The organism is Glutamicibacter sp. PAEs-4, assembly GCF_051161755.1.
GTDB classification, from domain to species: domain Bacteria; phylum Actinomycetota; class Actinomycetes; order Actinomycetales; family Micrococcaceae; genus Glutamicibacter; species Glutamicibacter nicotianae.
Genome location: NZ_CP195017.1, coordinates 2,647,121 through 2,667,020, shown reverse-complemented (window position 1 = coordinate 2,667,020; position 19,900 = coordinate 2,647,121). Strand labels below are relative to the sequence as shown.

The window sequence follows — 19,900 nt, the reverse complement described above, 5'->3', positions numbered from 1 at the left end:
CCCCACTCTTCCGGTGCGCCAGAGGCCACCGCAGCCTTTGGCGCGCCTGCACACCGATTTTGAAAGCTTGAGAACATGAAATTCCAAAAGACTTCTGCACTGGCCTTGGGCCTCACACTGCTGCTGGCCGGCTGCGCGCAGGGCGCCGGCTCACCCGCACCGGGCAGCGAGCAGCAAACCGTCCGGCAGGCTGAAGCGCTGACTACGAGCGAGACCTGGGCAAAGGCCGCCGAATCAGGCATGAGCGCGGCCTTCGGCATCCTGCACAACTCGTCGGGCACCCCGATTGCACTGCACCAGGTCAGCAACGCGCAGGGCGACGAGATCCAGATCCACGAAATGCGCGGCACCGGCACCGGGATGACGATGGCGCAGCTCGAAGGGGACCTGGTGATCGAACCCGGGAAGGACGCGGTGCTGGCACCGGGCGGAAACCACTTGATGTTCATGGACCTGCAACAGCCGCTGGTGGCCGCCCAAACGGCGAGGCTGACGCTGGAGTTCGCCGACGGGTCGAGCACCGAGGTCGATTTCCCGATCCGCAACTTCGACGGAGCCAAGGAAAGCTACGACGAGCATGCCGGGCATTAGTGTCGATCGCCGGGCGCTGCTGGGCACCACCGCGGCCGCCGCGCTGGGCGGGATGCTCACCGGGTTCGGCACCGGCAAGCTCAGCGTGCCAGCGGCCAGCGCCGCTGAGCCTGGCTACCGCCCGTTCTACGGCAAGTACCAGTCGGGGATCCTCGATCGCCAGCAGGCCCACGCGGTGTTCGCCGGATGGGATCTGCACTGGCGCGAAGGGTCGAAGAAGGACCAGCTGCGCGCGATGCTGCAGATGATCACCGAAGATGCGGCCAGGCTGGCCAGCGGCCGCGGAGTGCTGGCCGACACCGAACCGGAAATGGCGCAGCCCGGATGCGAGCTGACGCTCACCGTGGGGCTGGGCCAGAGCCTGCTCGATGTAGCCGGGCACGGGCAGATCGGCACGTTGCCGCATTTCGCCGGCGACCAGCTCGAACAGCAGTACGGGCAGTGCGATCTGCTGATCCAGTTCTGCGCGCAGGATCCCACGGTGCTGCAGCATGCAGTGCGGGCGGTATCCAAGAACCTGCGCGGCCTGGCCTCCCGGCGCTTCGCCCAAACCGGGTTCGCAAGCCCTGGCGTGCACGGGTTCCGCAACCTGTTCGGCCAGCTGGACGGCGTCAACAACCCCGAGGGGGAGGTGCGCGCGGAAGCTGTGTTCGGCCAGCCGGGCTGGATCGAGAACGGAACCACGCTGGCGCTGCGCAGGTTCGAAATGGACCTGGATGGCTGGGACGAGGTGGACACCGCAGGACGCGACCATGCGCTGGGCCGGCGGCAGGCCGACGGCTCGCCGCTGTCCGGCGGCAGCGTCGATGACCCGGTGGACCTCGCAGCGGTCAATGGGCTCGGGCTGCCGGCGATCGCGGCCAACGCCCACGTGGCGCTGGCCAGGCCGGGCAGCGCCGATGAAGTCATGCACCGGCGGGGCTACAATTTCGCCGGGCAGGCTTCGGGCCTGCTGTTCGCCAGCTACCAGCGCGACCCGGCAACCAGCTTCATCCCGGTGCAGCACCGGCTGGCGGCCGCGGATGCGCTGAACACCTGGCTGAAGCCGGTGGGATCAGGGCTGTATGCGATCCTGCCCGGGGTGGCTGAAGGCGGCTATCTGGGGGAGCAGCTTCAAATGTGAGATGCGCCCAACCCGCCCGGCCGCACGGTGACCGGCCGGGCGAAGAATGAGATGATGAGAAGGTTATGGATACACAGCGTACGGTTTCAGTTGCCCGCTTCATCCTGCCCGGAATCCTCGCTGCGGCGGTGGCCTTCCTGGCGGCGGTGTTGTTCACCGGGATCGCCCGGCCGGCGGAATTGGCCGATCCCGGGGCGTTCGTGCGCTGGTCGCTGCCCATCGCCCGGGCCATCCACCACGCTTCGATGGCGCTGAGCATCGCAGCACTGGTGTTCGCCGCGGCGATCATCCCGCGGGCCGCCAAGGTGACCCGCGATACTGAAGGGGACGCCCATCCGGCATTCACCCGCACGATGAATATCGCCGCCGGGGCGGCGGTGGTGTGGACCCTGTCCGCGGCCACCGTCATGCTGCTGACCTTCTGGGACCTGGCAGGCATCCCGATGAGCCTGGACCCGCAGTACTCGGCAGCGATCCTGGACTACATCCTGTCGATCACCACCGGACGGGCCTGGGCCTGGATGGTGGTGATCGCCGCGATCACCAGCTCGCTGGCGCTGGCAGTGCGCTCCAAGACCACGGTGGGGCTCAGCGCCCTCTTCTCGCTGTTCGGCATCCTGCCGCTGGCGTTCATCGGCCACGCGGCCGGGGGAGACGACCACTTCGCCGCGGTGAACTCCATCGGTCTGCACCTGCTCGCCGTGGTCCTCTGGTTCGGCGGCATCATGGTGCTGGCCCTGCTCGCCCCGACGCTGGGAGGCGAAGCACCGGGCCGGGCCCGCGGGCAGGTGCTGGCCGGGGTAGTGCTCAAGCGCTATTCTGCGCTGGCCACCTTCGCGGTATTCCTGATGATCGGCTCCGGTCTGGCTTCCGCGGTCATCCGCATCACCGACTGGGACCAGTGGCTGACCCCGTATGGAACCCTGGTGGTCGTGAAGCTGCTGATCACCCTGGCACTGGGCATGCTGGGCCTGTGGCACCGGCGAATGGTGATTCCGAAGCTGCTGGAAGGCAAATTCACTGCGCTGCGCGCGGCCTGGCAGGTCGTGGCCGCGGAAGTCGTCCTGATGGCCGCAGTGATGTCGGTGGCCACCGTGCTGGCGCGCACCGCTCCGCCGACTTCCGACGCCCCGCCGGCCGAAGCGACCCCGGCGCGACTGCTCACCGGCTATGACCTGCCACCGGCTCCGGACACGGCCGCCTGGTTCACCACCTGGCGGATGGACTGGATATGGGTGGCTGTGTGCCTGTTCGGCCTGGCCGTGTACCTGTGGGCGTTCATCAAGCTCGCCCGCCGCGGGGACAAGCCCAGCGTGCTGCGCCTTGCCAGCTGGATCGTCGGCCTGTTCGCGCTGTTCTACGTGACCAGCGGCGCGGTGGCGGTGTACGGCAAGATCCAGTTCTCCACGCATATGGTCGACCACATGTCGCTGACCATGATCGTGCCGATCTTCCTGGTCCTGGGCACCCCGGTCACGCTGCTGCTGCAGGTGCTGCCTTCGCGCGCCGATGGCACGCGCGGCCCGCGCGAATGGATCCTCTACCTGGTCCACTCGCGCTACTCGAGGGTGATCACCCACCCGATCTTCGCGGCCGTGAACTTCGCCGGCTCGATCGTGGTCTTCTACTTCACCCCGCTGCTCGAACCGGCCATGCGCTACCACGCCGGCCACGAGCTGATGAACCTGCACTTCCTGCTCACCGGCTACCTGTTTGCCCTGTCGCTGGTGGACGCCGACCCGGTTCCCAAGCGCTACCCGTACCCGATGCGCTTGGTGGTGCTGCTGGCCACCGTCGCCTTCCACGCCTTCTTCGGCGTCGCGCTGATGAGCACCGAAACCCTGCTGGCCCCCGACTACTTCGGGAACATGGGCCGCACCTGGGGCGGCACCGCGCTGGAGGACCAGGTGGTGGGTGCCGGGGCGATGTGGGCGATCGGCGAGGTGCCGACGCTGGTGCTGGCGATTTTCGTGGTCATCTCCTGGCTGCGCCAAGACAAGAAGGACACCAAGCGCTACGACCGCCAGGCCGAGCGCGACAACGATGCCGAGCTGGCTGCCTACAACGAAATGTTCGCCCGCTACAAGCAGGCCGACCGAAGGGACCCCCGTGCCTAGCACCAAGAAGATCCTCGCCTCCTCGCTGCTGGCCTGCGCGCTGCTCGCTGCCACCGCCTGCTCCGCGGAGCAGGAGATGCCGCAGGACGAGACCCACAAGATCGCCGTGCAGGGCACCGCGACGCCCAGCGCCTCCGAGAAAGCTGAAGAGCCTGCGGAAATGACCACCGCTCAGGTGGCCACCACCGCCGGGGCAGTGATGGCCGCCGAGCTCGGCTTCCCGGCCAGCGCGAAGATCCAGGGCAAGGACCTCGAATCCCTGGCCACGCCGCCCACCGACACGCTCAAGGACATCGTGGTGCTGCCGGCCCAGTGCTCGGCCCCGATCGAGGATTTGAACTGGTCGCCGGTGCAGCTGGGCACCGAGGCGGCGCGCACCGACTTCACCAACGAGAACCAGTCGATCACCGGTTCGGTGGAGGTCGCCAAGCTCGGCGACCAGGCGGCGAAGTTGGCGGCGCACAACAAGAACGTGGCGACCATCCTGGACGAATGCAAAACCGTGAAGCTCAACGGCCTGGATTACCGCGAGACCCTGAAGTTCTCGGATCCCGGCGTGCCGGAAGCCGATTCGGCGCTGTACTACAGCCGCGACGGGCAGTATGCGCAGGATTCGCTGGTGCTGATCAAGAGCACCGATCAGTACGCGGTGATGGTTTCCTTCATGTCCGCGACCTCGCTGCAGGATGCCACCTTCAACAAGGTGGCCACCAGCATCATGGACACCGTGCTCGCGCAGCTGCCCTAGCGGGAATACCCGGCCCGGGCCGGTGGTTGCACCAGCAAGAACTTCACACTTTTCTCAATGTTGCTTAACACCGTTCGCCCGTTCGGGCGGCGGTGGCAGATAATTGAGGTTCGAATTGCCGCAGCCGCGGCGACAGCGAAAGGACCACCATGAGCACTTCCGAATCCGTCCGCGCCAATTACAAGGTGCGCGCCAGCGAGCTGCTGGGCCGGAACTGGCTGAATACCGGCGGCAAGCAGCTGGATCTGGACGCCCTGCGCGGCAAGATCGTGATCCTGGACTTCTGGACCTTCTGCTGCATCAACTGCCTGCACGTGCTCGACGAGCTGCGCCCGCTGGAGGCGAAGTACTCCGACGTGCTGGTCACCGTCGGCGTGCATTCGCCGAAGTTCGAGCACGAAGCCGATCCGGACGCGCTGGCCGCAGCCGTGGAACGCTATGAGATCCACCACCCGGTGCTCGATGACCCGGAGCTGGTCACCTGGCAGGCCTATGGGGCGCGTGCCTGGCCAACCCTGGTGGTGCTGGATCCCGAAGGCTACATCGTCGCCCACCTTTCCGGCGAGGGCCACGCCCAGGGCCTGGGCTCGCTGATCGAGGAACTGGTGGCTGAGCACGAAGCCAAGGGCACGCTGCACCGCGGCAACGGGCCGTACGTGGCTCCCGAGGCCCGCGAAGGCGACCTGCGCTTCCCGGGCAAGGCCATCGCCCTGGCCAACGGCAACTTCCTGGTGGGCGACTCGGGCCACCACCGGCTCGTCGAGCTGGCCGGGGACCTGTCCACCGTGGTGCGCACCATCGGCGCCGGGGTGAAGGGCTACGCTGACGGCGACGCGGACACCGCCCAGTTCAACGAGCTGCAGGGCCTGGCCGCACTGCCGGCCGAGCTGGCCGCGGAACTCGGCTACGACGTAGTCGTTGCCGACACCGTCAACCACCGCCTGCGTTCGGTCAACCTGGCCACCGGGCAGGTGGGCACCCTGGCCGGCAACGGCGTGCAGCGCCTGCTGGACTCAGAGAACGCCCGCCAGGAAGTCCAGCTAACCGAGCTGGGCACCGACGCGCTGAACATCTCGCTGTCCTCCCCATGGGATGTGCTCTACCACCCTTCGGGCAAGATCATCATCGCAATGGCCGGCACCCACCAGATCTTCGCCTTCGACCCGCGCACCAGTGCGGTGTCGGTCTTCGCCGGCACCGGCCTGGAAGGGCTGGCCGACGGGGCACCGGACCAGGCCTGGTTCGCCCAGTCCTCGGGCTTGGCCCTGGACGGGGAGAACGTGTGGATCGCCGACTCGGAAACCAGCGCCCTGCGCTGGATCGAGGTCGAAGACGGCCAGGCCCAGTCGGTGCACACCGCGGTGGGCACCGGGCTGTTCGACTTCGGCTTCCGCGACGGCGACGCCGAGGCGGCGCGCCTGCAGCACCCGCTGGGCGTTGCGGTGCTGCCTGACCACTCGATTGCGATCGCCGACTCGTACAACGGCGCGGTGCGCCGCTTCGATCCGGCCACCAAGACCGTCTCCACCTTGGCCAAGGGGCTGAAGGAACCGGCCGACGTGCTGGTTGACAGCTCGGTGGACGGCGACCCGGTGCTGCTGGTCGTGGAGACCAACACCCACCAGCTGGTGCGCATCCCGATTCCTGCCGAGGCCCTGGTGGTGGACGAAGGCGCCAGCCAGACCCAGCGCCCGAAGACCCGCGTGCAGGCAGGAAAGCACGAGATCTTCGTGCGCTTCGCAGCGCCGAAGGGGCAGAAGCTCGATGACCGCTGGGGCGATCCGACCCAGCTGAAGATCTCGGCCAGCCCGGAGGAGCTGATCCTCGACGGGGCCGGCACCTCGGTGGGCCTGACCCGCACCCTGGAGCTGAACCCGGAGGTGGCCGACGGCGTGCTGCACATTACCGCCCGCGCCGCGGCCTGCGACGGAGAGCCGGGCGGCGAGATTCCCGATCACGCGGCCTGCCACCTGTACCAGCAGGACTGGGGCATCCCGGTCGTGCTTGATGCGGACGGCGAGAACGAGCTGCTGCTGGATTTGCGCGGCGTGAACTAGAAAAAGGCGCACCCGAGGGTGCGCCTTTTCCATGCCCGGCGAAAGATGGCATCACAGCGATAATCTGAGGAAACCTCAGCATTTTCCTGCCCAAGTAGCTAGACTGGAGGGCGGGAGGAGCCGGAGGGATCCGGCGATAAGTATGGCGTCGAAAATGTTCCGTGCACTGGAAATACCAAATTACCGGTTGTGGGTGATCGGCGCGCTGGTCTCCAATATCGGAACCTGGATGCAGCGCGTGGCCCAGGACTGGCTGGTGCTCACCGAGCTCACGGACCACGATGCGGTGGCCACCGGCATCACCACCGGCCTGCAATTCCTGCCGGTGCTGCTGCTGGGCCCCTATGCCGGTCTGATCGCCGACCGCTTCAACAAGCGCCGGCTGCTGATCCTCACCCAGAGCTTCATGGGAGCCTGCGCCCTGATCCTCGGCCTGCTGGTGGTCACCGGCACCGCGCAGCTCTGGCACGTCTACGTGCTGGCCACGATGCTGGGCATTGGCGCCTCCTTCGACGCGCCGGCACGCCAGGCGTTCGTCTCCGAAGTGGTTCCGGGCACCCACCTGGCCAACGCGGTGGCGTTGAACAGCGCCAACTTCAACCTGGCCCGGCTGGCCGGTCCGGGCGTAGCCGGTGCGGTCATCGCCCTGGTCGGCACCGGGCCTGCCTTCCTGCTCAACGGCGCCTCCTTCCTTGCGGTGATCTCCTCGCTGGTGTTCATGCGCAAGGACGCGCTGAACCCCTCCAAGCCGGTAGAGCGGGCCAAGGGGCAGGTGCGCGAAGGCATCGCCTACGTGAAGAACCGCAAGGACCTGCTGCTGATCTTCTTCCTGGCCGGGGTGATCGGCACCTTCGGGCTGAACTTCCAGATGACCAACGCGCTGATGGCTACCGAGGTTTACGGGGTGGGCGCAGGGGAGTACGGAATCCTGGGCTCCATCATGGCCGTGGGCACCTTCGGCGGCGCGCTGCTGGCGGCACGGCGTTCGGCTCCGCGTTGGCGCTACTTGATCGGCGGCGGCGTGTTCTTCGGCATCGCCGGGGTCGCCAGCGCATGGATGCCCAACTACATCGCGTTTGCCCTGGTGCTGATCCCGGTGGGACTGGGGTCGCTGACCTTCCTGAACAGCTGCAACACCATGGTGCAGACCTCGGTGCCGCCGCAGTACCGGGCGCGCGTGCTGGCACTGTACCTGATGGTGGTGATGGGTGGAACGCCCATTGGCTCGCCGCTGATCGGCTGGTTCGCCGAACTGTTCGGGATCCAGATCGCCGTGACCATCGGGTCCGGGCTGTCGCTGGCCGCCAGCCTGGCGGCGCTGCTGGTCTGGCAGAAGTTCAAGACCAACGCGGTGCCGCTGCGCAGCCAGTTCCGCGAACTGCTCGGGCGCTAGCCGGCCACCTGTTCGCCGCCGGCCACCGGGACCACCGACACTTCGGTGGTGCTGGTTGTCAGCTGGGCAGTGAAGGAGTAGTCCTCCTTGACGGTCTTCTTGGCCTTGGCACCGGTGCGCAGATCCTGCTCGGTCAACGTCAAGGTGGCGGTGGTCTTCAGCGGGGAGAGCACCCAGGCGCCGTTGTAGTAGTTCACTTCAATGGTCGGGTACTTCGAAATGGACCAGTCGATGGTTGCCGGGTCCACGCGCGCAGAGGTGTTGTAGGCGAACGGGCAGCCGGACGGCATCAGCACCTGCTGTTCGGCGCAGTCGTTGAGGTACTTCTTCACCTTGGTGTTGATGGCTGCGATGAATTCCTTGGTCGGCTCCGTCTTCAACGCGATCTCCACCGGTTCCTCGGCAGGCGCCGTGACCACCATGCCGCGGGTGTCGGCCGCGAAGTTCTTGGTGCTGAAGCTCGCGTCGAGGATCGCAGGGTAGAACACCGGCAGGGTGCTCACGCCGGCGGACAGCGGGATCTTCTGCTCGTTGACCGTGACTTCGTTGACGGTGTTGGCCTTGATCTTCACGCTGGGCAGGGTGCTCGGCTCGAAGGCCCACTTGTCGAACAGCAGCCAGGATTTGCCGGCATGGCGCAGCGTGTAGGTGGATTCCTTCTCCACACCGTGGGCCTTGTAGTGCGCGGTGACGGTGCGCAGCTGCTCATCGCCGTCGACCGGCTGGGCCTTGTCCGTGGTGAACTCCGTAATCCCGGCCTGGGTGCGCTTGAGCACGTCCCCGTCCAGGGCCACCGCGTCGCCCTCCGGGACCTGGGCCTGCATCAGGCCCAAGGCCTCGGCGCCTTCGCCCTTGGCCAAATGCTGCTGCAGCGCCTTCACCTGGTGCTGCGGGGAGAAGAGCGTGCGGTTGGCGGCAATCGACCCGGCAATGACCAGGACGATGACTGCCGCTGCGGCCATGGCCCAGCGAAGCGCCAGGCGGGCAGCGGAGATCTGCATGGAATTACGAGTGTTCATCAGTAGCTAGGCTATCTGGTTTCCGGGCCCAGATAGTAAACGGCGTGCTGGAATGAGCGGGTAATATCACCGGCGACGGCGCTTGCGGTTGCCGAAGAAACCGCGGATCAGCTCGCGGCCAATCACCTTGGCGGCATCCATGGCCATGTCCATCATCGGGTTCGCTTCCTGCCGCTCCCGGCCCTGGCGTGGTGTACTTTCCCGAGACGGTTCCGGCGCCGCCTCGGGAACCGGAGCCGCGGCCGGCTGCGCTGCCTGGGCTTTGGCGTCGAGCATTTCGCGGGCAGAATCACGATCCATCGCGGCCGAATATTGCGCCGCCAGTGCCGAGCTGCCGCGGACCTGCTCTAACCGCTCGGAGGAGGCGGGGCCGATATTCGAGCCCGGCGAGGACATCTTGGTCCATGCGACCGGGGTCGGAGCGCCCTTTTCGCCCAGCACGGTCACCACCGCTTCGCCGACCCCGGCCTGGGTCAACGCCTCCTGCAGGTCCAGCTCGCAGGAGGGGAAGGTCTTGATGATCTGCTTGAGCGCGCTCTGGTCCTTGGCGGTGAAGACACGCACCGCATGCTGGATGCGATTGCCCAGCTGGCCGAGCACCTCGTCGGGCAGGTCGGTGGGGGACTGGGTGACGAAGAACAGGCCCACACCCTTGGAACGGATCAACCGGACGGTGCTGATGATCGCGTCGGTGAAGGCCTTGGTCGCATCCTTGAAGAGCAGGTGGGCCTCGTCGAGGAAGAACACCAGCTTGGGCTTGTCCAGGTCTCCGGCTTCTGGCAGGTCCTCGAACATGTCGGCCAGCAGCCACATGAGGAAGGTGGAGAACAGCATGGGCTGGGAGCTGACCGAGGGCAGTTCCAGGATGTTGATGACGCCTGCGCCGTCGCGCACCTGCAGGAAGTCCGCGGTATCGAACTCGGGCTGGCCGAAGAACTGGTCCAGGCCCTGGGTTTGCATGATGGTGATGCCCCGCAGGATCACCGACGCAGTGGACGAAGACACCCCGCCCAGGGCTTCCAGTGCCTTGGCACCGCCGTCGCTGAGCAGGAAGCTGATGACCGCCTTCAGATCGCTCAGGTCATCCAGCGGAAGCTTGTTGGAATCGGCGTAGTGGAAGATCAGCTGCAGGCATTCTTCCTGGGTCTCGTTCAGTTCCAGGACGCGGGCCAGCAGGATCGGTCCGAAAGCGTCCACGCTGGCGCGCACCGGGACGCCCTCGCCCTTGCCTCCCAGGCTGAGGATTTCGACCGGATTGGTGCGCGCAGTGAACTCGTGGCCCAATTCGGCCAGCCGGGCTGCGAGCTTGTCCGACGGCTCGGCAGGCTGCGCCAGGCCGGTCAGATCGCCCTTGACGTCGGCCAGGAATACCGGAACGCCGGCCACCGAGAGCTGTTCTGCCATGGTCTGCAGTGTGACGGTCTTGCCGGTGCCCGTGGCGCCGGCAATCAGGCCGTGGCGGTTGAGCATCTTCAGCGGCAGGCGGACCTGGGCGGCCGGCTCGGCCTTGCCGTCGATCAGCGCAGCACCGAGCTCCAGGCACGCGGATTCGAAGTCATAGCCTTCAACGAGGCTGTTCAGCAAAGTATTCGTTTCCTGGGTCATGGCATCACTCTATTGCTTTTAGAACGGGTGCAAAAGACGCTGGACGAAACTTCGCGTGCGCGGGTTGGCAGGCGTGCCGAGCACCTGGGCGGCCGGGCCGGTTTCCACGACTACCCCGCCGTCCATGAACACCACGGTGTCAGCCACATCCCGGGCGAAGGCCAGCTCGTGGGTCACCAGCACCATGGACCAGCCCTCCTGGGCCAATTCCTTGATGACGGTGAGCACTTCGCCGACCAGCTCGGGGTCCAGCGCGCTGGTGGGCTCGTCGAAGAGCAGCAGGTCCGGCTGCTGCATCAGCGCGCGCACGATGCCCACGCGCTGCTGCTGTCCGCCGGACAGCGAATTCGGGTAGGCATCGGCCTTGGCTTCCAGGCCGACGCGGGCCAGCAGCTTCTTCGCTTCGGCCAGCACCTGGTCCTTGGGGCGATTCTGCACCTCGATCGGGCCGATGCTCACGTTCTGCAGGACCGTCAGATGCGGAAACAGGTGGTGTCCCTGGAACACCATCGCCGAACGATTGCGCAGGATCTGCGCGGACTTGGGCTTCATCCCGGGGCTGAAGGACACCTCCGGGCCGCCGGCGAATCCGACGGAACCGGCATCGGCGATTTCCAGGCCGTTCAGGCAACGCAGGGCGGTGGTCTTCCCCGAGCCGGACGGGCCGATCAGCGCCAGCACCTCGCCGGAATGCACGGTGAAGTCGATGCCCTTGAGCACCTGGTTCGCCCCGAAGGCCTTGTGCAGGCCGGAGACTGCCAGCAGCGGGGAATTACTTGGCGACATACTTTTCAAGCCTTCCTTCGACAGAGTTTTGCAGGGCCGAAAGCACCAGGCAGATCACCCAGTAGATGGCCGCGGCTTCGCAGTAGAGCAGCAGGAACTCATAGGTGGAAGCCGTGATTTCCTGGGCCTTGCGGAACATTTCGGTGACCAGGATGGTGGAGGCCAGCGAGGTGTCCTTGACCAGTGAGATGAAGGAGTTCGACAGCGGCGGCACGGCCACCCGGGTGGCCTGCGGCAGGATCAGCCGGTACAGGGTGCGTGTGCGCGACATGCCCAGGGTGTAACCGGCTTCCCATTGGCCTTGGGGGACCGAGAGGATTGCCGCACGGATGATCTCAGCGGCGTAGCCGCCGATATTCAGGCTGAAGGCGATGATGGCGCTGGGCCACGGGTCGATGACCAGGCCCACCGAGGGCATGCCGTAGAAGATGACGAACAGCTGCACCAGCAGCGGCGTGCCGCGGATGATGGAGATGTAGATCCGGGCGATCGAGGAGACCACCCGGTTCTTGCTGATCCGCATCAGCGCCATCAGCAGGGCGATGACCAGGCCCAGGGCCATGCTGATCAGGGCCAGCGGAATGGTTGCGGTGATCGCACCTAGGGCCAACGGCCCGAGCGAGTCGAGGAATAACTGCCATTTCGGATCCATGGGCTACCTTTGCGCAAATGAAACTGGCTCCACGCGTTTCCACGTGTGGAGCCAGTCTACTGATAGTGCTTGCTACTTGCTGACGTCTTCGCCGAAGTACTTCTCGGAGATTTTCGCCAGTTCCCCGTCGGCGCGCAGCTCGTCCAGGGCGGTGTCGATCGCCTTGGCCAGTTCGGTGGAATCCTTGCGCAGGGCGACCGCGGATTCGCTCTTCTCCTCGGACTCGGCAGCGATCTTGATGCTGTCATCCGGATTGGTCTTCTGCGCGTCCAGGAAGGTCAGCTTGTCGTTCACGGTGGCATCGACGCGGCCCTGCTTGAGCAGGGTGATCGACTGGGCCCAGCCTTCAACCGGTTCGACATTCGCACCGGCATCCTTGGCGGTCTCGTAGAAGTTGCTGGTCAGCGACTGCGCGGTGGTCTTGCCCTTGAGCGTGGCGAAGGACGTGATGTCGGTATTGTCGCTCTTGGTCACCACCACGCCGGTGGAGACGGTGTAGGGCTGGGTGAACAGGTACTTCTCTTCGCGTTCAGGGTTGATCGAGACCTGGTTGGCGATGACATCGAAACGGCCGGCATCCAGGCCAGCGAAGATCGCGTCCCACTGGGTCTCCTGGAACTTGACCTCGACGCCCATCTTCTCGCCGACGGCTTCGATCACCTCGACGTCGTAGCCGGTCAGCTCGCTGCCCTCGTGGTAGGAGAAGGGGCGGTAGGTGCCTTCGGTGCCCACGGTCAGCACGCCGGAATCCTTGACCTTCTTCAAGGTGTCGCCGGTTTCGGCCGTGGCACCACCCGATGCGCTGGGGGAGGCCGGCGAGCCGGAGGACCCGCAGGCGCTCAATGACAGGGCGATGATTGTGGCGGCAGCCAGCAGGGGTGCAGTGCGCTTCATGATGACCTCACTAGGGGAGCGGATAGAACCAGTAGTCCATAGAACACTCTAGTGATGATCGCTTATTCCTGCGGCGCGAAGTTACCTCAGATTCCGAGGATGATCGCCAGCAGCATCATCAGCGGGATCGCGCAGATGGTGGTGACCAGCACGGTGTCCTTCGCTACGACCACCCCGTGGTCGTAGCGCATGGCCGTTACGAAAATGTTCTGTGCGGTCGGCAGGCCGGCCATGATGACCGAGGCCACCAGCAGCTCTCCACGCAAATTGAAGACCCAATAGGCAAGTACCCAGGCCAGGAACGGGTGCAGGAGCAGCTTGGCAGCCGTGGCGATCAGCACGTCGGCGCGGCGGCCGGTTTTCTTTTCCAGCGGCTTGGAGCCCACCAGCGAGATGCCGAAAGCCATGAGCATGGCGGGAATCGAGGCGCCGGCAATCAGATCGATGGGTTCAAGCACCATCGAAGGCAGCTCGATGCCGGTCAGCGCCACCAGCAGGCCGAGCAGCGAGCCGATGATCATCGGGTTCTTCGCGGTAGCCAGCAGCAAGGCGATCGGGGTGGTGCGGTGTCGAGAGGTGGTGGCATCCAGCATCGCCAGATTGACCGGCTGGTAGAGGGCCAGCTGGAAGAGGATGATCGGGGCCGCATAGGACATGTCGCCGAGCACGTACAACGCGATGGGCAGCCCCAGGTTCGCGGAGTTCACCGTGGAGGCGGACATCGCGGCGATGATGCTCTCCGATGCCGGGCGCTTCAGCGTCCGCACCGTCGCCAGGTAGTAGATCGCCGCAGTCAAGGCCGCGGACAGGGCAGCCACCCAGAGCAGCGGCCCGAGCACGGAGACCGGATCGGACTCGGCCAGGGTGGTGAACAGCAGGGCCGGGCTGGCCACGAAGAAGGTGACCCGGCTGAGCACGTGGCGGCCCTGGTCGCCGAGGACCCCGGTGCGGCCCACCAGATAGCCGACGAGAATGACGACCCAGATGATGGAGAAGCCTTCGAGGACTCCGGTCATCGTGCTCCTTCGCTGGCTGCAGGGACAGAAACGCCGGAGCACCATTGGTGCCCCGGCATTCGCTTGAGCGGGCGACGGGAATCGAACCCGCGTATCGAGCTTGGGAAGCTAGCGCTCTACCATTGAGCTACGCCCGCAGTGCTCCGAGCGGCCTATTGACGGCCCGGGCATCAAAAGCATATCCCACGAATCTTGCGCACCGGCAAACGGCACGGGAAATCGTGGCAAAAGTTACGAAATGCTATTCCGGACGCTTCTCGTTGAGCAGCTGTTCACGCAAAATCGCCACCCCATCAGCGGGGACTTCGAAGCTGAGCTCGTCGCCGGGGTTCACCACGAAGCCGGTGTTCTCCAATGCGCGCACCACGGTGGCGCCCTGGACCTTCACACCGTAGGGTGCCATGTCGATGTACGAGGAAGGGATCCGCTCCAGGGTGGTGAACACCGCTACCACCGCTTCGCCCGAAGGGTTGGTGAGCATCATCGGCTGGGCGTTCTTGTTCTCCCCGGTGACCTCTTCGCGGGAGAGGAAGTACACCTCCGCACTCATGAACGCGCCGATGACCGAACCGGAGAGCTCGGGTTTGTTAAGCCCGGCCTGCAGCATCATCTCGAAGTGAGTTTTGGGCTGAGCCCGCTGCTTGTCCATCGGGGTTTCGATGATCGCATCTGGGCCCGGGGCAGGCTTTTGGTTCTCGTGCGCTTCGGAGGCGTTCTCGTTGCTCATGTATTACAGCATGTCGCGATAAACCTTCAGGTGCAAACGGCGAATGCGGTTAATTCGGGGTAAAGGCCTAAAATGGCAGATGAGCACCCACGATTGAATCAAGGACTGAGCATGCCTGAATTCCGTTATGAGGATCTTCTGCCCATTGGCGAAGACACCACCAAATACCGCAAGATTTCCTCCGAAGGCGTCGAGGTAGTCGCCGGTCCGGACGGGAAGAACTTCCTGAAGGTCGCGCCGGAAGCCTTGGAGCAGCTGGCAGAAACGGCGCTGCACGATATCTCGCACTACCTGCGCCCGGCCCACCTGCAGCAGCTGCGCAACATCCTCGACGACGAGGAAGCCAGCCCGAACGACAAGTTCGTGGCGCTGGACCTGCTGAAGAACGCGAACATCGCCGCCGGCGGCATCCTGCCGATGTGCCAGGACACCGGCACCGCGATCGTGATGGGCAAGCGCGGCCAGCGCGTGCTCACCGAAGAGCAGGACGAGATCTCGCTCTCGCGCGGCATCTACAATGCCTACACCCGGCTGAACCTGCGCTACTCGCAGCTGGCTCCGATCACCACCTGGGAAGAGAAGGCCACCGGCAACAACCTCCCGGCGCAGATCGACCTGTACGCGAACACCAAGGACGGCGCTGACACCAGCTACAAGTTCCTGTTCATGGCCAAGGGCGGAGGATCGGCCAACAAGTCGTTCCTGTACCAGGAGACCAAGGCGATCCTCAACGAGAACTCGATGCTGAAGTTCCTCGACGAGAAGTTGCGCTCGCTGGGCACCGCCGCGTGCCCTCCGTACCACCTGTCCATCGTCATCGGCGGCACCAGTGCCGAGATGGCATTGAAGACCGCGAAGTACGGTTCGGCCAAGTACCTGGACTCGCTGCCCACCGAGGGCGCGATGACCGGCCGCGGCTTCCGCGACACCGAACTGGAAGAAAAGGTCCTGGAACTGACCCGCCACTTCGGCATCGGCGCCCAGTTCGGCGGCAAGTACTTCTGCCACGACGTGCGCGTGGTGCGCCTGCCGCGCCACGGCGCCTCGATGCCGGTGGCCATCGCCGTATCCTGCTCGGCCGACCGCCAGATGCTGGCCAAGATCACCGAGGAAGGCCTGTTTGTCGAGCAGCTGGAAACCGATCCGGCCCGCTTCATGCCGGACGAATCCCACCCGGCCATCGCGGCCCACGACCACGAGACCGATGGCGTCACCGGCACCGGCGGTTCTTCCGTGGTGAAGATCGATTTGAACAAGCCGATGGATGAGATCCTGGCCGAGTTGACCAAATACCCGGTCAAGACCCGCCTGTCGCTGACCGGTCCGCTGGTTGTGGCCCGCGACATCGCGCACGCCAAGATCAAGGAGCGCCTGGACGCCGGCGAAGGGATGCCGCAGTACCTCAAGGACCACCCGGTGTACTATGCAGGTCCTGCCAAGACCCCTGAGGGCATGGCCTCGGGTTCCTTCGGCCCGACCACCGCAGGCCGCATGGACTCCTATGTCGACCAGTTCCAAGCTGCCGGCGGCTCGATGGTCATGCTGGCCAAGGGCAACCGCTCCAAGCAGGTCACCGATGCTTGCAACACCCACGGCGGCTTCTACCTGGGCTCCATCGGCGGCCCGGCCGCGCGCCTGGCCCAGGATTGCATCAAGAAGGTCGAGGTGCTCGAATACGAGGAGCTGGGCATGGAAGCAATCTGGAAGATCGAGGTCGAGGACTTCCCTGCCTTCATCGTCGTCGATGACAAGGGCGAGGACTTCTTTGCCGAGACGCTGAAGCCGACCTTCACCGGCATCCCAGTGCGTGCGAAGTAGGACTTCAAGCTAGTAGGAGCCGCCAGCTGAAAGTTGGCGGCTCCTTTTCCTGTTCGGGCCGCTTTGTCCCGTCGCCGGGAACGAGGAACCAGGTCCGGGCTTGGCAGTGAATCCTGCCCCGGGGTGGCTACTGGGTGAAGCCGAAGCCCCAGTCGCGGTACGGCGGAAGGAAACGCAGGACCAGCAAGTCCTCGTCGACGACAACATCTTCGCCAGCCTTCTGGGATTCTTCCTTCGGCTTTTCTTGCTTGGCCTTTGCCGGTTCCTTCTCGATGGCAACCTCAGCTTCGCTCTGCTTGGCGCTCTCAAGCGAGTCGGCGAGCATCTGGTGGTACTCTTCGAAGGTTTCTGCGCCGGAAGCCAGCATCGCTTCGGCATGCTCGGTTCCGATGTAGCGCACATGCCATGGCTCGTACTTGTAGCCGGTGATCTCTTCCTTGCCCTGTGGATAGCGGATGACCAGGCCGTACTCCACCGCATGTTCGGCGATCCACAAACCGGCCGGAGTCTGGCCGAACTCTGCCTTCAATTCGGCACGGCTGTTGGTGTAGCCCAGGTCTGCGGCCAAACCGAGCTGGTGCTCGCTGGTCCCGGGGCGTGCAGAAATGCGTTCGGCATAGGCAGTGCCGTATTTGGCTTGGTACTGGTTGAACAGCACCGCCTGGCGCTCGTAGGAACGGTAGGCGCTGAGCAGCTTGATCGAGTGGCCGGCGGCGCGTGCGTCGGCAATGAGGGCTTCGACCGCCTTGGCGGCTTCTGGACGCAGGGTCATCGAGCTGCCGGCAACACTCACCAGCTTGCCTGGAACGTAGTCTTCTGGCGAAAGCTTCGTGCTGGGGTTGATCAGGGCCAGGGGGCTCGATGCCGTCGTCAGCTGCGAGCTCTCCACCGCAGGCAGGTCCTCAGCCGGCGCAGCGAGTGCGGCGGTGCCGGAGAGCAGCAGTGCCGAGGCGAGTACGGTGCCAGTCAGCGCGTAGGCTAGACGCATGTTGAATAAACCCTTGTGTTGCGGAGCGATGATGGGAAAAACCCAACTTAACGATAGCTGGAAACACTGGGTATTTGGTGAGAAATCCGCCACCGGCGGGTGAACAGGAGGCGCCTGCGGGAATCGACTCGCCGTACATATTTGGCCCAATAGTTCGGCTGCCGGGGAAAGTCAGGATAAATTTATATCCGTGTTGTATTCAGATGGTGATATTCGTCGAGAAATAGCGTCCGGTGAGATTGGGCTGGAGCCCTTTGAACCGGCGATGGTCCAGCCCGCATCCGTGGATGTTCGACTTGACCGGTTCTTCCGGCTTTTCGACAACCACAAGTATGCGCACATCGACCCTTCGGTGGAGCAAGACGAGCTTACCCGCCTGGTCGAGGTCGACCCCGATGAGCCATTCATCCTGCACCCGGGCGAATTCGTGCTCGGCTCAACCTATGAAGTGGTGACCTTGGGCCACGGCGTGGCAGCCCGCCTGGAGGGCAAGAGCTCGCTGGGACGGCTCGGTCTGCTTACCCATTCCACCGCCGGCTTCATCGATCCGGGCTTCTCCGGACACGTGACCTTGGAACTGTCCAACATGGCAACCCTCCCTATTAAGCTGTGGCCCGGTTCGAAGATCGGCCAGCTGTGCTTCTTCAAGCTGACCTCGGACACCGAGCACCCTTATGGTTCCGGCCCTTACGGCAACCGCTACCAGGGCCAGCGCGGCCCAACGGCTTCGCGCAGCCACCTGAACTTTCACCGGACGAGCATCGAGAACTAACGGCAGCACGCCTGGTCATCTCGCAAACGGCGCTGGCTCCCAACGATTGTTGGGAGCCAGCGCCGTTTGCACTCGGGTTGGCTCAGGCGGCCTTCTTCGGCGCGCGGATCGGCAGGAGCAGCAGCAGGCCGAGAGCCAAGACCACCAGGATGCCCAGGATGCCGTAGCGCTGAGCTTCACCGGATGCCACCAGCGGGGTGGCGATGGCGATGGCCCCGGCGAACAGTGCAGGTGCCAAGAAGGACACGGCGCGGCCGGTCGTCGCATACAAGCCGAAGAGTTCCCCTTCGCGCCCTTCGGGAATCAAGCGCGAGAGGTAGGAACGTGAAGCTGCCTGTGCCGGTCCGACGAACAGGCACAGCAGCAGGCCGAAGATCCAGAAACCTGTGGCTTCGGGGGAGAAGAAGACGCCGGCGCCGGCCACCAGCAGGCCGATGAGCGAACCGACAATGACAGCCTTCGGTCCCGCCCAGTCATCGACCCGGCCGCCAAGCACGGCACCCAGGGCGGCAACCACGTTGCCGACGATCGCGAAGATGATCACTTGGGTCAATTCGAAACCGAAGGTGCCGGCGGCAATGACCCCGCCGAAGGTGAAGATCGCTGCGAGCCCGTCGCGGAAGACGGCCGACGAGCACAAGAAGAACAGCAGGTTGCGGTCGCTGCGCCACAGTTCCTTGATGTTGTTGAACAGCACCTTGTAGGTCTGAACCAACGGGATCTTCTTCGACGTGCTCGGCGGTGCTTCAGGGATCACGAAGAACAGCGGCAGCGCGAAGAGCAGGCACCATGCGGCCGAGAATATTGCCACCCAGCGCAGGTTCAGGGATTCATCGGTATTGGCACCCGGCCATTCCACAATGGGCTGCACGAAAAGGAAGAGCACCAAGGCGAGGGCGAGGATGCCGCCGACATAGCCCATGCCCCAGCCGAAGCCGGAGACCTTGCCGACCGTTGCCTTGGTGGAAATCTGGTTCAGCACCGCGTTGTAGTTCACGCCGGCGAATTCGCCGACGACAGACATGCCCGCGATAAGGATAGCGCCGAACCAGAGGTAGGAAGGGTCGGGGTAGACGAAGAAGCAGGCCGCGCAGATCACCACGAGAATCAGCGTGTTGACCACGATCCACAGCTTGCGCCGTCCGGCAACATCGGCCCGGAGCCCGGTGACTGGCACCAGCAGGGCGATGGCCAAACCGCCGACGGCCAGTGCCTGCGAGAGCACCAATGAAGCATGATCGGTATCGCCAAAAAGCTCGCTGGTCAGATAGACGGTGAAGACGAAGGTAATCATTACCGCGTTGATCGCCGCTTGGCCCCAGTCCCAGCTGGCCCAGGCCCATGTGTACCTATTAAGCCACTTTTCACGAATCGCTGACGGTTCGACCTGATTGATTCCCATGCTCGCATCGTACCGGCAACTGGTAATCAGGGAATGAATAGGAACGACTTTTTAGAAAATATCGAGCGATTCAGAAAATCAGCTGGTTGCGGAAAACGCGGGGAATATTCATTAAACGACACATTCCTGCAATGGCAGGCAGCTGCTGGCTGATAAAATTACAGATGCAGACGCTTTTTGCGGCGTTCTGGA

The 19,900-nt window shown here is 64.5% G+C and carries 17 protein-coding genes and 1 tRNA gene; 8 read left to right on the top strand and 10 right to left on the bottom strand.

What is annotated here, in order from left to right; all coding sequences use genetic code 11:
• The first annotated feature begins 75 nt into the window (after positions 1-75).
• The 6 genes from ACR9WD_RS12590 to ACR9WD_RS12565 all read left to right on the top strand — a co-directional run bounded on the left by ACR9WD_RS12590 (position 76) and on the right by ACR9WD_RS12565 (position 8,029).
• The gene (locus tag ACR9WD_RS12590; RefSeq protein WP_083586557.1) at positions 76-591 is read left to right on the top strand and encodes a copper chaperone PCu(A)C; all 516 of its coding nucleotides are present in this window, start codon (positions 76-78) and stop codon (positions 589-591) included.
• A complete protein-coding gene (locus tag ACR9WD_RS12585; protein ID WP_066141156.1) occupies positions 578-1,714 on the top strand; it encodes a Dyp-type peroxidase in 1,137 nt (378 codons plus the stop codon). Before ACR9WD_RS12590 ends, ACR9WD_RS12585 begins: the two co-directional genes overlap by 14 nt.
• Before the next feature lie 65 nt (positions 1,715-1,779).
• Positions 1,780-3,831: a cytochrome c oxidase assembly protein gene (locus tag ACR9WD_RS12580; RefSeq protein WP_285673828.1), complete on the top strand. Its 2,052-nt coding sequence runs from the start codon at positions 1,780-1,782 to the stop codon at positions 3,829-3,831.
• A complete protein-coding gene (locus ACR9WD_RS12575; RefSeq protein WP_204722772.1) occupies positions 3,824-4,579 on the top strand; it encodes a hypothetical protein in 756 nt (251 codons plus the stop codon). The genes ACR9WD_RS12580 and ACR9WD_RS12575 overlap by 8 nt, the downstream gene beginning before the upstream one ends.
• A gap of 149 nt (positions 4,580-4,728) precedes the next feature.
• Positions 4,729-6,636 (top strand): NHL domain-containing thioredoxin family protein, encoded by a 1,908-nt coding sequence (locus ACR9WD_RS12570; protein WP_434922149.1) that lies wholly within the window; start codon positions 4,729-4,731, stop codon positions 6,634-6,636.
• Between the two features lie 154 nt (positions 6,637-6,790).
• Positions 6,791-8,029: an MFS transporter gene (locus ACR9WD_RS12565; RefSeq protein ID WP_073705798.1), complete on the top strand. Its 1,239-nt coding sequence runs from the start codon at positions 6,791-6,793 to the stop codon at positions 8,027-8,029.
• Here the strand turns inward: ACR9WD_RS12565 and ACR9WD_RS12560 are convergent.
• The 8 genes from ACR9WD_RS12560 to ACR9WD_RS12525 all read right to left on the bottom strand — a co-directional run bounded on the left by ACR9WD_RS12560 (position 8,026) and on the right by ACR9WD_RS12525 (position 14,728).
• Positions 8,026-9,048, bottom strand: a complete 1,023-nt coding sequence (locus tag ACR9WD_RS12560) for a hypothetical protein (protein ID WP_141358465.1) — start codon at positions 9,046-9,048, stop codon at positions 8,026-8,028. The genes ACR9WD_RS12565 and ACR9WD_RS12560 overlap by 4 nt on opposite strands.
• Before the next feature lie 66 nt (positions 9,049-9,114).
• A complete protein-coding gene (locus tag ACR9WD_RS12555) occupies positions 9,115-10,653 on the bottom strand; it encodes a helicase HerA-like domain-containing protein (protein ID WP_434922148.1) in 1,539 nt (512 codons plus the stop codon).
• An 18-nt stretch (positions 10,654-10,671) separates the two neighbouring features.
• Complete coding sequence (locus tag ACR9WD_RS12550; protein WP_073705800.1) at positions 10,672-11,439, bottom strand: amino acid ABC transporter ATP-binding protein; 768 nt, start codon at positions 11,437-11,439, stop codon at positions 10,672-10,674.
• A complete protein-coding gene (locus tag ACR9WD_RS12545; RefSeq protein WP_038990297.1) occupies positions 11,426-12,091 on the bottom strand; it encodes an ABC transporter permease subunit in 666 nt (221 codons plus the stop codon). The genes ACR9WD_RS12550 and ACR9WD_RS12545 overlap by 14 nt, the downstream gene beginning before the upstream one ends.
• A 72-nt stretch (positions 12,092-12,163) precedes the next feature.
• Positions 12,164-12,985, bottom strand: coding sequence for an amino acid ABC transporter substrate-binding protein (locus tag ACR9WD_RS12540; RefSeq protein WP_038990298.1), 822 nt, complete (start codon positions 12,983-12,985; stop codon positions 12,164-12,166).
• 86 nt (positions 12,986-13,071) lie between these two features.
• Positions 13,072-14,001, bottom strand: a complete 930-nt coding sequence (locus tag ACR9WD_RS12535) for an AEC family transporter (RefSeq protein ID WP_038990299.1) — start codon at positions 13,999-14,001, stop codon at positions 13,072-13,074.
• 66 nt (positions 14,002-14,067) lie between these two features.
• Positions 14,068-14,138, bottom strand: a tRNA-Gly gene (locus tag ACR9WD_RS12530).
• A gap of 104 nt (positions 14,139-14,242) precedes the next feature.
• Positions 14,243-14,728 (bottom strand): SseB family protein, encoded by a 486-nt coding sequence (locus ACR9WD_RS12525; RefSeq protein ID WP_038990300.1) that lies wholly within the window; start codon positions 14,726-14,728, stop codon positions 14,243-14,245.
• A 111-nt stretch (positions 14,729-14,839) separates the two neighbouring features.
• Here ACR9WD_RS12525 and ACR9WD_RS12520 point away from each other — a divergent pair, with 111 nt between their 5' ends.
• Positions 14,840-16,546, top strand: coding sequence for a fumarate hydratase (locus ACR9WD_RS12520; RefSeq protein WP_073705802.1), 1,707 nt, complete (start codon positions 14,840-14,842; stop codon positions 16,544-16,546).
• A gap of 127 nt (positions 16,547-16,673) precedes the next feature.
• Here ACR9WD_RS12520 and ACR9WD_RS12515 read toward each other — a convergent pair whose 3' ends face one another.
• Positions 16,674-17,534, bottom strand: coding sequence for a M15 family metallopeptidase (locus tag ACR9WD_RS12515; RefSeq protein WP_073705803.1), 861 nt, complete (start codon positions 17,532-17,534; stop codon positions 16,674-16,676).
• A gap of 190 nt (positions 17,535-17,724) precedes the next feature.
• On the opposite strand from ACR9WD_RS12515, the gene dcd reads away from it, so the two are divergent.
• Positions 17,725-18,306 carry a dCTP deaminase gene (gene dcd, locus ACR9WD_RS12510; RefSeq protein ID WP_038991749.1) on the top strand — a complete coding sequence of 194 codons (582 nt, stop codon included), beginning with the start codon at positions 17,725-17,727 and terminating at the stop codon, positions 18,304-18,306.
• Between the two features lie 82 nt (positions 18,307-18,388).
• Here dcd and ACR9WD_RS12505 read toward each other — a convergent pair whose 3' ends face one another.
• On the bottom strand, positions 18,389-19,708 hold the full coding sequence (locus ACR9WD_RS12505; RefSeq protein WP_149597198.1) for an MFS transporter: 1,320 nt from the start codon (positions 19,706-19,708) through the stop codon (positions 18,389-18,391).
• Positions 19,709-19,900: the final 192 nt, after the last annotated feature.

Coding starts and splice junctions, on each gene's coding strand:
- ACR9WD_RS12590 (WP_083586557.1), top strand. CDS start 76: ATGAAATTCCAAAAGACTTCTGCACTGGCCTTGGGCCTCACACTGCTG.
- ACR9WD_RS12585 (WP_066141156.1), top strand. CDS start 578: ATGCCGGGCATTAGTGTCGATCGCCGGGCGCTGCTGGGCACCACCGCG.
- ACR9WD_RS12580 (WP_285673828.1), top strand. CDS start 1,780: ATGGATACACAGCGTACGGTTTCAGTTGCCCGCTTCATCCTGCCCGGA.
- ACR9WD_RS12570 (WP_434922149.1), top strand. CDS start 4,729: ATGAGCACTTCCGAATCCGTCCGCGCCAATTACAAGGTGCGCGCCAGC.
- ACR9WD_RS12565 (WP_073705798.1), top strand. CDS start 6,791: ATGTTCCGTGCACTGGAAATACCAAATTACCGGTTGTGGGTGATCGGC.
- ACR9WD_RS12560 (WP_141358465.1), bottom strand. CDS start 9,048: ATGAACACTCGTAATTCCATGCAGATCTCCGCTGCCCGCCTGGCGCTT.
- ACR9WD_RS12555 (WP_434922148.1), bottom strand. CDS start 10,653: ATGACCCAGGAAACGAATACTTTGCTGAACAGCCTCGTTGAAGGCTAT.
- ACR9WD_RS12550 (WP_073705800.1), bottom strand. CDS start 11,439: ATGTCGCCAAGTAATTCCCCGCTGCTGGCAGTCTCCGGCCTGCACAAG.
- ACR9WD_RS12545 (WP_038990297.1), bottom strand. CDS start 12,091: ATGGATCCGAAATGGCAGTTATTCCTCGACTCGCTCGGGCCGTTGGCC.
- ACR9WD_RS12540 (WP_038990298.1), bottom strand. CDS start 12,985: ATGAAGCGCACTGCACCCCTGCTGGCTGCCGCCACAATCATCGCCCTG.
- ACR9WD_RS12535 (WP_038990299.1), bottom strand. CDS start 14,001: ATGACCGGAGTCCTCGAAGGCTTCTCCATCATCTGGGTCGTCATTCTC.
- ACR9WD_RS12525 (WP_038990300.1), bottom strand. CDS start 14,728: ATGAGCAACGAGAACGCCTCCGAAGCGCACGAGAACCAAAAGCCTGCC.
- ACR9WD_RS12520 (WP_073705802.1), top strand. CDS start 14,840: ATGCCTGAATTCCGTTATGAGGATCTTCTGCCCATTGGCGAAGACACC.
- ACR9WD_RS12515 (WP_073705803.1), bottom strand. CDS start 17,534: ATGCGTCTAGCCTACGCGCTGACTGGCACCGTACTCGCCTCGGCACTG.
- ACR9WD_RS12505 (WP_149597198.1), bottom strand. CDS start 19,708: ATGGGAATCAATCAGGTCGAACCGTCAGCGATTCGTGAAAAGTGGCTT.